This is a genomic window from Paenibacillus sp. BAC0078, assembly GCF_054483875.1.
Genome location: NZ_JBTLRW010000002.1, coordinates 453,608 through 467,073, shown reverse-complemented (window position 1 = coordinate 467,073; position 13,466 = coordinate 453,608). Strand labels below are relative to the sequence as shown.

Below are 13,466 nucleotides of genomic sequence, written 5' to 3'. Positions count from 1 at the left end.
AACCTCACCCTTTCATTCCCTGCTGGTATTGCAGATAGGTTTTTTTCAGCTCATTGGCTACACGCGTCAGGGAATACTGGCTTTTCGCCTTATCCCAAGCCGAACGGGACAGCTCGTAGCGGTAGCCAGGATCGCTGATCACCTTCTCCAGGGCATCCGCTAGGGCCAGCTCATCGTCGGGCTCAACCAGCAGACCGTTTACACCATCTTCAATCTGCTCGGGAATCCCGCCTACATTGGTGCCAACCAGCGCCAGACAGCTAAGTGCTGCTTCCGCGAACACTGATCCGAAGGCTTCCGCCCGGGACGGGAGCACAAAAATATCAAAGAACGGCATAAACTCTTCCGGGTGCAGGGTATAGCCATAAAAAATCGTTTCATTATATATGCCAAGATTCTGAGCCAGCAGCTCCAGCTCCGCACGTGAAGGACCATCTCCGATAATATGCAGCACATATTCATGATTGCGTTTTTTCAGCTCCGCACATGCCTTGAACAACGTGTCGATGCCTTTAGCCGGAACCAGACGGGTTACTGTAACCAGTTGCGGAATATCATTGTCGTGCGGCACAGGCTTGAATCTTTTTTCGTCAAAACCGTTCGGAATCACTCCGATCCTCGAAGGCTGATCAATATAGGGAGCTAAATATTCGGCAAAAGAGTGCGATACCGTCATCAGACGTTCGCTTACATGCTCCAGCTCACGGTAGATCGACACGAGGAACTGATGCTCCGGACCATCCTCCGCAATCACTCCATTGAGAATCAGCTCGCGTTCGTAGCTGGAATGCAGTGTCTGAATGAGCGGAACCTCGGGATAAATTTTTTTCATCGCAAGACCTGCAATCGGATGGTGGGCATGGATCAGGTCATATTTTTTGCTCATCCGAAGTTTTGTCCACCATATATAATCCCTGTAGGTTTGAATATATTTCTGCACAACCGGACTTTCGCCATATAGGGTCCAGTCAAAGGTTTCAAATACGATCTCTTCACGCCCCTTGCCCCGAATCCGCTTGGGCAGCCAGAACAAATCCATATCCCAGCGGCTCGAACGAAAGCGTTCCTGCAAATACGGAATCATGGAAGATACACCACCAGGCTGCTCCGGCGGGAAGAATAGCGCTTGCAGCAAGTTCATAAGGACATCCCCTTTATAATTGCCCTGTATACGGTGCGACCCGGCAATTATGATATAGTTATATATGTACATATAAATTTACAGGTACGCTTAGGTACCCTACCTTGATTTTATCGGTATCCACCTGAAACAGCAACTAAGAAGAGCCTTAACACCTATCTTAGATTTTGACAAGAGGAGAATGACATATGAATGAAGAACGGCTGCCCGCCGCTTACACTGCCCGAATTAGAGAGCTGCTGGGGCAAGAGGCGGACGCTTTTCTGGAGAGCTATAATGCACGGCGGACCCAGGGTCTGAGGTTCAACACTTTAAAAAGCGCCTCGGCAGCAGGACAGGCTGCGGCGGATCATGCAATCTCACTGTTCGGCCTTACGCCCGTGCCCTGGTGTCCCTCAGGATATTACTATGAAGAACCCGCCCGGCCCGGACGCCACGCCTTTCATGCTGCCGGACTATATTATATTCAGGAACCGTCGGCAATGTCCGCAGCCGAGCTGCTGGCGCCGCTTCCCGGTGAAACTGTGCTTGACCTTGCAGCCGCTCCAGGCGGTAAAACGACGCATATCGCTGCCCTGATGAAGGGAGAAGGCTTGCTTATAGCCAATGAGATCCACCCGGAGCGGGCCAAAATACTGGCGGAAAACGTGGAGCGTCTAGGCATCCCGCATGCGATTGTTACAAGTGCGGCGCCGGGGGATTTATCACGCCGGTTCCCGGCGGTCTTCGACCGGATCATGCTGGATGCCCCTTGCTCCGGCGAAGGGATGTTCCGCAAGGACCCCGCAGCGATAGGCGAGTGGTCTCCTGAGCATGTGAAGATGTGTGCGGCAAGACAATGGGACATTTTGCAGGATGCCTACCTCATGCTGAAGCCGGGCGGCAGCCTCGCCTACTCAACCTGCACCTTCAACCGTACAGAAAATGAAGAAACAATCCTGCGTTTCTTGGACAGTTATCCCGATATGGAGCTGGTTGCGGAGAAACGCCTTTGGCCTCATTTGGAAAAAGGCGAAGGCCATTTTGTCGCTCTGCTGCGCAAAGCCGTCTCAGAGGAAGCCGTGCAGAGCCGCAGCAAACGCAGCAGCGGACGTGGCAAAAATGCTTCCAAGCCACTTTCCACCGTCCGCGATGCCTATCAGCAATTTATGAGCTGGGCGGCCGCTGAGCTACCCGGATTTACCGGCCAGGGCGTGCCTCTGCTCTTCGGTGAATCCCTGTACCTGCTGCCGGAGGCATTTAGCGCCAGTCTGCATACCGGCCTGCTGGAAGGACTGAAAGTGCCGCGCGCGGGCCTGCACGTGGCTCACTTGAAGAAAAACCGGATCGAGCCGGCCCATGCCCTCGCCATGGCCCTTAAGCCCGAACAGGCAGCACGCACCTATGATCTGGCAGCGGATAGTCTGGACATTCAGGCCTGGCTGCGCGGCGAGAGCCTGGCTGTTCCGCCTCAGCTGCAAGGCTGGACGCTGGTAACCGTCCACGGCTTGCCGGTCAGTTGGGGCAAGGCCAGCGCGGGACAGCTCAAGAATCACCTGCCCAAAGGCCTGCGGATTCAAAAATCCCTCACTGACGAGCAATAGACTGCTGACTTTCATGTACTTCCATAATCCCAGCAACGCCGCGCATAAACGCTCTGGCTCGTTATACCATCTTGAATTCTGCTGAAAAAGAAACCTTGAGTGGCACAGAGCTACTCAAGGTTTCTTGGGTTACGAAAGAAAAGTGTCAAGTAAATTTAAAAGGTTAACTCAGCCTATTTTCAAGTGCATTCACTAGCATATCATTAAAGTTAATAAAAGTGTTCATTTTAGTACCGGATGGTTTATCAAGTTCCAAAAAAATTTCATCAGTTAAATCGTAACAATACCAAGCAATTTCTGAATCCCCAAAGAAAACGAATTTTCTTTGCCATTCATTTTCATGCCAAAGGTCATTCATTTCAACAAAACCATTTATTTCATCCTCACTTTGTGAAGTCAATAAAAAATTATCAACCCCGTATATTACCAATCCATTAAAATCCAGTCCATTTACTTTCGTAAGAAACTCAATGAACTCGCTAGGTAATATTAATCCATTGAATCTATCCTTAATAACCTTTTCCAACTTCTTGAGATCCTTACTAGCTGCCGGTTCTCTAAGCTTACCCCCATATCGTTCTTCAATTTTTTGAATTTCAATTAATAAACTATCTATCATTACTTACCCCTCCTAATCAAATTATTCCCCTGGAGGATAAATATCCCCCTCTGGAATTGGCCAATTTATCTTTTTACTTTGTCCTGCCTCCAAACCTCTTGTTAGTTCATTTTGTGCATTTGTGATCACTTTATGGTAGGGGTCATTTTTAATTAAAATTAGATTATCAAGTGAATTCGTACCACCAGCATCTAATGGTAACTTATGATGTACTTGCCATCCTTTTGGTACAAAACCATCCCTCATTCTTGCAATATCAGATTCTGATAGACCTGCTTTACCAAGTTTCTCAATTTTAACGGAATCATTCGCAAATTCTTTTAGGAATTTTTTTCTCACAGTACTGTCAAATTCTCTACGAAGTTGCGCCGTATCCTCCGGAAGTCTTTTCGTATATACTATTTCTTTTGTCTTCACACCGGAAAGAGTCACTTGTTCTCCCTTCAATGTACCTACAAAATCATTACCAGCTACTCCCGGTTCTTTAATACTATCAAAATCTATCCTACTCTTATCTCCATCCGCACCCTTGGAGATCTTTGCCCGCTGATCCTTATCTAATTTATTGAGTTTCTCTAGCTCAGCATTGCTAAGGGTGATCGGTTTCTTACCATCAAGTTCAAGCTGCTTCAGTTTTTGTTCATCGACTTCTTCGATTGTTCCGTCTGCGAGCAATACCCAAGGATTAACCTCGCCATACAGTCGGATATGTTTTCCCTTGCGCTCCAGCTTAAACTTCTTGAACTTGAACTTCGTAAGAATCCGGTCAAGCAGGCCCTTGAGCTTCTTGGTCCCCTTCATCAGCCCTTTTTGCAGGCTCTTGATTACGATTTTGCCACTCTGGATGATCATGTTGCCGCTCTTGGAGGCCAGCTTTGCTCCGGTTTTCAGCAGGCTCTTGATGCCCTTGGCTCCGACGCCAGCTACTTTCTTCACACCTCTAGCCGTTGCTGCTGCGCCTTTCTTCACGGCTTGTCCGGCCTTCTTGAGTCCCTTGCCAAGGCCCTTGAAGCCCAGCTCCATTGCCAGTTCCACCAGCCCCATCGCCATTGCTGTTGCCAGCGCGATCGCCGCCGGTTCGATCATCTTCTGCCAGCCTTGGCTCAGGTACGTGCCGATATAGCCCGAGGCTTGGGCAAGAGTCTGCGCCACGGATTTAATCGCATCGGCTTGCAGATACAAGCTCACTAGCTGTATAATCGCTGGAAGTGCCGCCGTAATCGCGCCACCTGTCACAATCTCTGCGACAACTACGCCCACCAATAATCCGATGACCGCCGCTAAAAGCTTCAATCCATTACTCTTCATCCATTTTATTACATATGTTTTGATCTGGTCAAACACCATTTTGGCATTGTTTGCCCGCAGCGACACGCCATCTGCGATTTTGCCGCCGAGGCTTTGGTCCGCTTTTCCGGTATCAAAATCCGCCATAATGCTATCCATCGTATGCGGATCGCTGCTGCCCGGCAGCTGCTTGGTTTCGCCGTCCTTGAGGTTAATATCCTGGACCAGCTCTGGGTCCATTTCGCCCACTTCCACCGATTCCATTTCGATATCGTCTGCGGTAAGCTTCTCTTCCGGCTGCGGCTCTCCCGCTTCCTGGGTTTGCTCTGCTCCGCCTTCTGCTGCACTTGCGCCTAGCGGCTTTGAAATGTCCACACCAAGCAGATATTCCCACATCTTGCCTTCCAAATGGCTGAAGGACCGCTTCGCCGCCTTACCGAGTGCCCCAATCCGTTCCATCACATCGAGGAACACAGTGATCAGGAGGTTGCCCAAAGTGGAGATCAATTTGGTGTAGAAGTTCTGCACCACAGCTAAGGCCTGATCCACTTTGGTTGCCAGGAAGTCCATGACCTGGGTGACTTTTGTTTTGAGCTTCTGCGCGAGCTGGTTGACGACTTTCACTGCTTTGTTCACGACAGCATCAATTTTGCCGCAAATCTTGGCCGCGATGCCCGGGAATTTGGCGAAGACCACCGAGACCAGCTTTTTGAGGAGGGTACCCAGGCCTTTGATCAGGTCCGTGATCAGCCTGCGACCCAGCTCGATGATGCCCAGTACAGCTTGTTTCGCTTTTTCAAAAATAAACTTAACCGCTTTTCTCAGACCCTCGAAAATGAAGTTGACGGCTTTCTTGACAACTTCAACCACTGCTTCGAGTTTGTCTTTCACCCAGCCAAGGAAGCCGCCTTTTTTCTCTTCCTTGGCTTTTTCTTCTTCATGTTTCCCGTCGGTCTCTTTTTTGGCTTTGCTGTAGGCGGTTGTAGCTTCTTGTTCGGCTTCGGACTGCCGCTTTTGGGCTTCGCGTTCTTTTTCGGTCCGTACGGTGTTGATTTCGCTTTTTTTCTGCTGGGCTGCAACTCCGGCTTGTCCGGCATAGTCAGCTTCGGCGGCATCCAGTTCGTTTTTCCACTCGCCCCGAAGGGCATTCACTTCGGCCTTGGCTCCGGCCTGCTGGCTGAGCTGCTGCTCCTTGGCTTCGGCTTCCGCTTTCTGGATTTGCGATTGGCTGTCCGCTTTGGAAAGCGTAACTTTGCTGTCGAATTTTTCTTTTTCCTTGCTGTATTCGGCCTGCTTGACCCCGAACTGCTTGTTCATCTCCGGGGCCAGCGACTTGTTAAGGCCTGCGGTCATTTCTCCCGGGATCGCTAAACCTGGCAGCTTTTTGGCAGCGGGAGTGTTACCGCCTTGCAGCTCTGCGCCAGCCTTCAGGGTCGAACCATCCGGTTCGGGGAAGATGTCATTCTCACCGAACGGGTTGTTAATCTGACCCATCTCCGCTTGCTTCGCTGCGCCTACTTGCTGGGAGGCTTCCCGACCAAAGCCCTCCACTTGGGAAGGATCGGCTTCCCCGGTCATGCTGATGCCTGGAGGCTGGGCAGCGGCGGAGCGGATTTCGCTCATAATGGCTTCGGGATTTCCCTCTGAGCCGGAAGAGCCGATGTTCATCCGTTCCAGGTTCCCCGGAGCGGCTCCCCCGGACTTTTCGCTCTTATAGCCCTCTGGAGCAGCAAGCTTCAGCGGCACGGGCTTCCTCCGGGCTTTCAGCACTTTCCCTTTCAGTCCGGTCGGTGCGGGAATGACCGGAAGAGACTGCTTTGCCTTTTGCTTTTGCTTCGCAAAAGCTCCTGCGGAAACGTCAACAGCCTGGGCATAGGCATCCCCCATCTGGGTAGGCTGAACATGGTTCAGCTGGTCCAGGATCTGCCCCGGATCTTCGCCGCGGATGTTGACCTTTTTGCCCTTGGCTGGGGTTTCCTTGCCGTCTCCGGCTATAGCGCCGAGGGCAGCTCCCAATGAAGGCTCCTTTGACGCGGCTTTTTCCGGGGTGTCATTGGCACCCTTGCCCCCTTTGGGAGCTTTGCCTTTCTGGGCTCCCTTCTCGGACTTAACGCCCTCGCTACCTTTGTCGCCTTCACCTTTGCCCTCCTTGGCATCCTCTCCAACCTTGCCGTCCGCTAGCTGCGATTCAGCCGATTCTGCCTCCGATTCCTTCCCGCTGCCTTCCGCACTCGAAGCGGCTCTCGATTCTTCCTTTTGCTGTGCTGCTGCTTTACCCTCCCCATTCAATGGCCCAGCGCCTCCTACACTGCCAGGCGAAGTCTTCCCGATTACAGAGCTTTCCAGCAGATTCTTCTTTAGAAAGCCTTTGATTCTGTCACTGGTCTTCACCTTCTGATTCGGCTGCTGCTCAATAGCACCGCTCTGTTTCACCGCCGCCTGTGCCATACCTTGGCTCTGCGGCTGCGGCTCACTCGCCCGCTGCTCCACCTTAACCACTGGTGCTTCTTCTGCCTGTGCAGGTTGTTCAGGTTCAGATTGTGCAGCTTGAGCCGCCTCTCCCCCTTGAACCTCCTGACCCTCACTGGCCTTCGCCTGACCTTCAGACCCCTTGCCCTCCTGCTTTCCGCCTGCCTCGTCCTTCTTTTCCTCTTTCTTGCCGTTCTTGTTCAGCTCGGATAACAATTGAACGGCGGCGCGGTTGCCTAGAATGCGCCTCAGCGCCATCTGATCCTCTCGTGTCAACGAAGCCGGATTCTTGCGGATACGCCGGATAATCTCCACCGGGTCCGGCTGCCGTGCAGCCGCTGGTTTCGTATACGTTGGCTCATAGCTGTATGGTTTATGGTGAACGGAAGTCTGTTCCTTTTCCTTGCTCACCTTTACCTGAGTCTGCAAGCTGGGTCCCCCCTCTGTAAAAATCGGTCTTATAGAAGATGTGAATTCTACAGCGATTTTTACAGCCGGATAGGACAAACAACCTTTTATTGGAAATGTTCACCGAATCAGGATCATTACACAATCGGACTTCAACACAAAAAAGCATAAAACAGAGCCGTTAAGGACCCTATTCTATGCTTTTGCAACCAGTACATCATCCGTTTGTCCGTATCACGATAAGCAATACTTAACCAGTGCGTCACGCACCCCATTGTCATTATTAGTGCCAGTAATTACGTTCGCTGCCGCCTTCACCTCAAGCGGGGAGTTGTCCATGGCAATGCCAAGACCGGCATAGGTTAGCATCGAAATATCGTTATAATAATTCCCGATCGCCAAGACCTCCTCCTGAGGGATTCCGAGCTGCGTTGCCAGGTTCATCAGCGCGTTGCCCTTAGAGGCGTCCGGATGCATGAAATCTACAAAAAATTCGCCGCTGCGCAAAATATTATACTGCTGCGTCCAGGTCGCCCACTCGCGCTGTGCTTCATCCAGAACATCCGACTTAGTGAATACCGTTAACTTAACAACCGGTTCGCGGAAATCCTCCCATGCAGGAAGCGACGCCGGCATAACCCGGAAATGCTCATACATAAAGAGGGCTTCTTCAGTCAGGTTCTCCACATTATCTACATACATGTCAAAAGCCGTATTGATATCATAATGGATATCACGCTCACGGCAGTACTCGATGTAAGGGTCCAACCCGCGCGCATCCAGTCCGTAAATATGCAGTACCTCGCGGTCCTCCACCCGTACCGTAGCTGCTCCATTATGGCCCAGCACATACCCTGACAGGCCCATCTCCTCCATGAACGGAATTGAATTCTGCGGACTGCGGCCCGTGCAAAGAACGATTAGTCCGCCCTGCCGCGTAACCTCCGCAATTGCCTCCTTGTTCTCGGAGCTGAGCTGGTGATCGTCGTTCAACAGCGTTCCATCCACATCCAGTGCAATCAGCTTGTATTTCATACTCCACCATCCTTGTCTGTCTTTTATCTGTATACAATCATTCCATAAATCTCTCTATTAAAGCTCCGTTTCTCCGCCGCCCAGCAGCTTCAGCTCCTCGGCAGTCAGCTCCCGGCAAGCGCCCAGTGTGAGGCTCTCATCCAGCTTAAGACCACCCATGGCTACCCGCTTCAAAAAGACCACCTTCTTGCCCACCGCCAGGAACATCCGCTTCACCTGATGGAATTTACCTTCGGTGATCGTGAGCGAAATCTGCGACAGGGTCACAGTACCCCGTTCTCTGCCAAGGATGGTTAGCTGTGCGGGCAGAGTCACATAACCGTCGTCAAGCTCCACACCGGCAGCAAAAGCAGCCACATCGGCGGCATCGACTTCGCCTTCGACCGTAGCCTCGTAGGTCTTTGGTACATGCTTGCGCGGCGAGAGCAGCTCATGGGCAAGCTGCCCATCATTGGTCAACAGCAATAAGCCCACAGTATCCTTGTCCAGTCTTCCGACCGGAAATGGCTCGAACTGCGCGTATTCCCGCTTAAGCAGGTCAAGCACCGTGCGGTCCCGCTTGTCTTCCGTAGCAGACAATACACCCGGAGGCTTATTCATCATCAGATAGATAAATTCACGGTATAACACAGGCTCGCCATTGACCTCTACCCTGTCAAGGTAGGGATCAACATGGAAGCCGCTGTCTTTGACTACAACGCCGTTCACGGTAATCAGCCCCTGCTTGGCCTGCTTGCGGATATCGCTGCGGGAGCCTACGCCCATGTGGGACAGAACCTTGTCAATCCGTTGTTTTTTTGCAGAATTACCTGATGCACTCATAGTTTATGTCCACCTCCAGCCTGCGGGATATTCATTCTTCAGCATACCGTCCTGCCATTTGGCCCAGCCTGCACTATAACCGTCAATACAGACCAGGACATAACCCTTCGCGGGATTCCCCGGTTGTATGGACAGGCGATCCTCAGGGACGGACAGAGTCTCCCCCTTCAGATAGGAGACTGCTTCACCGTCAGCGCTAGACAACGAGAGGCTGCGGATGCTTTCAGACGGATGCAGCGCGGTAGCAAGCGGATGCCCGGGAATAAATCTGCCGCTGCGGATATGTCCAACATACCAGCCCGGGCGAATAGTCTTCAGCCCGTCCAGTGCCGCCTTGGGCAGCGGGGAGATATACAAATGATCGCCGAACAGCACCGGATATCCCGAGGGCTGCCAGCCGAGCTGGTCTTTGGCGAATTCCTCATACGCTGCCATTGCAGCTTCTTCTCCTCCTGCTCCCGGAAGCTGGCGGCCTAGGGCTCCCCCGCCGGACTTGCCGGAAGATCGGCTGCCTTTACCGCCGCGCCCGCCTTCCGCCCGCACAGGATTTGACCTGGAAGCAGGCTTGGCAGATTTGCTTCGTGAAGAAATAGCCAGCGCCTGCTCCTGACCAGCCTCCTCCAGTCTCTCTGCATGCTCCCCGTCAGAGCTGCCGCTGCCGTCATGGCGGAGAACAGCCATAAAATGCCCTTCGCCTTTGACCTTATGCGGCCACAGCCGGGCCGCGCCCGGAAGCCCGCCAATTCCAGGCGCAAAAGAACCGGTGCCGCCCACAGGAACAAGCGAAAACTCTGGATGCTTGTCCAGGAACCCGCCGATAATCCCTTCATTCTCCTCAGTGGCAAAGGTGCAGGTCGAATACACCACAGTGCCGCCCGGTTTGAGCGCTGCTACAGCCGATTCCAGAATTTCACGCTGCATGGCGGCATATTTCAGCGGTGTTTCCGGCTCCCACTGCTTCACCATGTCCTCATCCTTGCGGAACATGCCTTCACCTGAGCATGGCGCGTCAATCAGAATACGGTCAAAAAATCCAGGAAAAGCCGCCGCGATCCGCCCGGGATTCTCATTAAGCACTATTCCGTTGCGTACGCCGTACAGCTCCAGATTTTTGGCCAGAGCTTTGGTCCGCTCCGGGTGAAGATCGTTGCTGACCAGAAGGCCCTCATCCTGCAGCTTGGCCGCAATCTGCGTCGATTTGCCGCCCGGAGCCGCACATAAATCCAGCACGCGGTCGCCTGGCTGCACGTCCAGCAGCTCCACTGGGGCCATCGCGCTTGGCTCCTGAATATAATACAGGCCGGCATGGTAGTAAGGATGTTTGCCCGGTCTTGCTCCTTCCTCCGTATAGAACCCTGACGGGCACCAGGGAATAGGCGCAAGTGTAAAAGGGGAGAGAGCCAGCAGCTCCTCTACCGAAATTTTTAGTAGGTTGGCGCGAATTCCGCCATAGGGAGTTTCCTTATACGAATCCGCAAATTGCTCGTATTCCGTTCCCAGCATTTCTTTCATACGCTGCATGAAAGAGCCGGGCAGTTGTGCCGCCATGGTGCTTTCCTCCAATAATCAAGGAACACCCCTGAGGGTGCTCCTGTGGTAGCCTTGCTATTCAATGCCTTGCTTGCGGTGGGATGCTGCCGGTCTCTGAGGACCGCGCCGCTGCGGGTTGCTGGGTATAATCTCGAGCGCTGCAGCAGCAACCTCCTCTGCCAGCCCCTGGTCCACAAGCACAATCGTCAGATCATAATAATCGAACGGCTGCTCCGCATAGGTCTCCAGACTCCGGGCGTACTCCTGAGCCTCTCTTGCCAGCCTGGCAAGATCAATGCCGAGTGCGTCTGCGGGATAGCGCTGCAGCACTTCATGCGCCTGGTTCAGCATGATTCTGCCGCCGCGCACATTGTTATTGCGGAAATGATACAGCCCTACCGCTACTTGAAGCAGAGCCTTGTAGAGCGGATCGCGATCCTTTGCCAACCACAGTTCTTCGAGCACCTCATGGCATTCAAAATAATCCCTGTCCCGGTTGAAGTAGACCAGGTAAGCCAGGTACAGCGGTTCATAAGCCATCCGGCAGACTGTCCTTCTTGGCGTTCGAGAGCAGCTCCCGCACATGCTCCAGCAGTGCTTTCATTGCTTCCATATCCTGCGCCTGCCAGATTTGATTAAAGCGCTCCTGGCTTTCGATGGCTTCATTGACCAAGTGATAGAAATACAATTGATGAATCGACTTCAGCACCTGCGTTGTAGTGTTCGAATTATCCTCGAATGTTTTTTGCGCATCCAGAATTTCATCACGGATGCTGGACATCTCGCTGTCCAGAATCGAAGCGGCTTCCGCTGCTGTTTTCAGCCGCAGGCGCATTTCATCCGGAAGACTCTCACGGTATTTATAGTTCAGGGAATGCTCAATCGTTGCCCAGAAGTTCATTGCCAAGGTGCGGATCTGAATTTCGGCGAGCACGATCTTTTGTCCCAGGGCTGTCTGTACCGGGTATTTAATAATCATATGGAAGCTGCGGTAGCCGCTTTCCTTATAATTCGTAATGTAGTCCTTCTCGTAGAGGACTTCAAGGTCCTTGCGGGCACGGATATATTCCGCGACTCTGCGGATATCCTCGACGAACTGGCACATAATGCGAATGCCGGCGATATCCTCAATGCCCGTTTCCAGATCCTCCATTTTTACATTCAAGCGCTTAGCCTTCTCAAGAATGCTTGAGAGCCGCTTCACGCGTCCTGTCACGAACTCGATTGGTGTGTACTCTTCTCTTTTCTTAAGCTCCGCGCGCATTGTTTTGAATTTAACCTTCAATTCTTCCACTGTCTGTTCATATGGAAGCAAAAATGTTCCCCAGTCCCTGACGTCCATCGCCTTAGTCCTCCTGTCCATTCATCCTTCAGTGATGATCAGCACCCACCGCTTCCAGGATATGAGAGAATCCGTCGCGCCGCAGCAGTTGCCGTAGTCCGGCGTGCACTCTGCGGTTAACCTCCGGTCCTTCATAGATGAGAGCTGTATAAATTTCGACCAGGCTTGCGCCTGCCCGGATCTTGTCATATGCGTCCTGAGCGGTAAAAATACCGCCTGAACCAATGATCGGCAGCTTGCCGCCAGTCTGGCGGTAGATTCTGCGGATAATTTCAGTCGAACGGTCACGCAGCGGCTTGCCGCTGAGGCCCCCTGTCTCCCCTGCCTTGTCGCTCTTCAGCCCTTCACGGTTAAGCGTAGTGTTCGTGGCAATCACGCCGTCCATTCCGGCTTCAGAGAGCGTATGTACCATATACTCCAGCTCGGCGTCACTGACATCGGGAGCAATTTTGACCAGCAGGCTTTTGGCGGTACCGCTCTGCACACGCTGAAGCTCCATTTCTTCCTTAACCTGTGCAAGCAAATTCGACAGCTCGCTGCCGTGCTGCAGACTGCGCAGATCCGGCGTATTCGGCGAGCTGATATTGACCACAAAAAAATCACCGTACGGATATAGCGTACGGATACACTGGCGGTAATCCTCATGCGCCGATTCGTTTGGCGTCGTTTTGTTGCGGCCGATGTTCACGGCCACTGGAATCCGGCGTTTCCCCAGCGCCTTCAGCCGCTGCGCCATCGCATCGGCGCCTTCATTATTGAAGCCCATCCGGTTGATCAGCGCTTCGTCAGGCAGAAGGCGGAATAACCGCGGGCTGTCGTTGCCCGGCTGGCCCTTCGGTGTCACCGTGCCCACTTCCATAAATCCAAATCCGATTGAGGAGAAGCCCCCCACCGCTTCAGCATTTTTATCCAGGCCCGCAGCCAGTCCCACCGGAGTCGGGAAATGCAGTCCGAACAGGTCCACTGCCAAATCGGCCGTTTCGGGAACGCCGTACATCAGGCGCATTGCAGCGTTTCCGCCGGGCACGAGACTTGATTTGTTCAGTCCGCCGACAACGAGATGGTGCGCTTTCTCCGGGTCCATTTTAAAGAAAATAGGTTTGCCTAAATGTCGATACAGCACCGTTCTCGCTCCTTCTAAGGGAACCCTTAAGTGATGCAGGTAACTCCCCGATTCTGTAGGTTTCTTCTTAATTTTAGCCGTTTCCGGGGGAAAAGAAAAGTTTTTTA

10 protein-coding genes are annotated in these 13,466 nt (G+C 52.6%); 1 reads left to right on the top strand and 9 read right to left on the bottom strand.

Going from position 1 to position 13,466, the window contains the following annotated elements:
* Positions 1-4: 4 nt before the first annotated feature.
* Positions 5-1,141 carry a glycosyltransferase family 4 protein gene (locus tag ACX1DY_RS05615; RefSeq protein WP_458963201.1) on the bottom strand — a complete coding sequence of 379 codons (1,137 nt, stop codon included), beginning with the start codon at positions 1,139-1,141 and terminating at the stop codon, positions 5-7.
* A 188-nt stretch (positions 1,142-1,329) separates the two neighbouring features.
* On the opposite strand from ACX1DY_RS05615, the gene ACX1DY_RS05610 reads away from it, so the two are divergent.
* A complete protein-coding gene (locus tag ACX1DY_RS05610) occupies positions 1,330-2,724 on the top strand; it encodes an RsmF rRNA methyltransferase first C-terminal domain-containing protein (RefSeq protein WP_458963200.1) in 1,395 nt (464 codons plus the stop codon).
* 163 nt (positions 2,725-2,887) lie between these two features.
* Here ACX1DY_RS05610 and ACX1DY_RS05605 read toward each other — a convergent pair whose 3' ends face one another.
* The 8 genes from ACX1DY_RS05605 to ACX1DY_RS05570 all read right to left on the bottom strand — a co-directional run bounded on the left by ACX1DY_RS05605 (position 2,888) and on the right by ACX1DY_RS05570 (position 13,359).
* Positions 2,888-3,343 carry a YrhA family protein gene (locus tag ACX1DY_RS05605; RefSeq protein WP_458963199.1) on the bottom strand — a complete coding sequence of 152 codons (456 nt, stop codon included), beginning with the start codon at positions 3,341-3,343 and terminating at the stop codon, positions 2,888-2,890.
* Positions 3,344-3,364: 21 nt separating this feature from the next.
* Positions 3,365-7,528, bottom strand: a complete 4,164-nt coding sequence (locus ACX1DY_RS05600; RefSeq protein WP_458963198.1) for an HNH endonuclease signature motif containing protein — start codon at positions 7,526-7,528, stop codon at positions 3,365-3,367.
* A gap of 213 nt (positions 7,529-7,741) precedes the next feature.
* On the bottom strand, positions 7,742-8,542 hold the full coding sequence (locus tag ACX1DY_RS05595) for a Cof-type HAD-IIB family hydrolase (RefSeq protein ID WP_458963197.1): 801 nt from the start codon (positions 8,540-8,542) through the stop codon (positions 7,742-7,744).
* Between the two features lie 57 nt (positions 8,543-8,599).
* Positions 8,600-9,364 carry a pseudouridine synthase gene (locus ACX1DY_RS05590; protein ID WP_458963196.1) on the bottom strand — a complete coding sequence of 255 codons (765 nt, stop codon included), beginning with the start codon at positions 9,362-9,364 and terminating at the stop codon, positions 8,600-8,602.
* 3 nt (positions 9,365-9,367) lie between these two features.
* Positions 9,368-10,912 carry an RsmB/NOP family class I SAM-dependent RNA methyltransferase gene (locus ACX1DY_RS05585; protein ID WP_458963195.1) on the bottom strand — a complete coding sequence of 515 codons (1,545 nt, stop codon included), beginning with the start codon at positions 10,910-10,912 and terminating at the stop codon, positions 9,368-9,370.
* A 57-nt stretch (positions 10,913-10,969) separates the two neighbouring features.
* Positions 10,970-11,434, bottom strand: coding sequence for a DUF309 domain-containing protein (locus ACX1DY_RS05580; protein WP_458963194.1), 465 nt, complete (start codon positions 11,432-11,434; stop codon positions 10,970-10,972).
* Positions 11,424-12,236, bottom strand: coding sequence for a GTP pyrophosphokinase (locus ACX1DY_RS05575; protein WP_458963193.1), 813 nt, complete (start codon positions 12,234-12,236; stop codon positions 11,424-11,426). The genes ACX1DY_RS05580 and ACX1DY_RS05575 overlap by 11 nt, the downstream gene beginning before the upstream one ends.
* Positions 12,237-12,264: 28 nt before the next feature.
* Positions 12,265-13,359: a quinone-dependent dihydroorotate dehydrogenase gene (locus ACX1DY_RS05570; RefSeq protein ID WP_458963192.1), complete on the bottom strand. Its 1,095-nt coding sequence runs from the start codon at positions 13,357-13,359 to the stop codon at positions 12,265-12,267.
* Positions 13,360-13,466 lie beyond the last annotated feature (107 nt).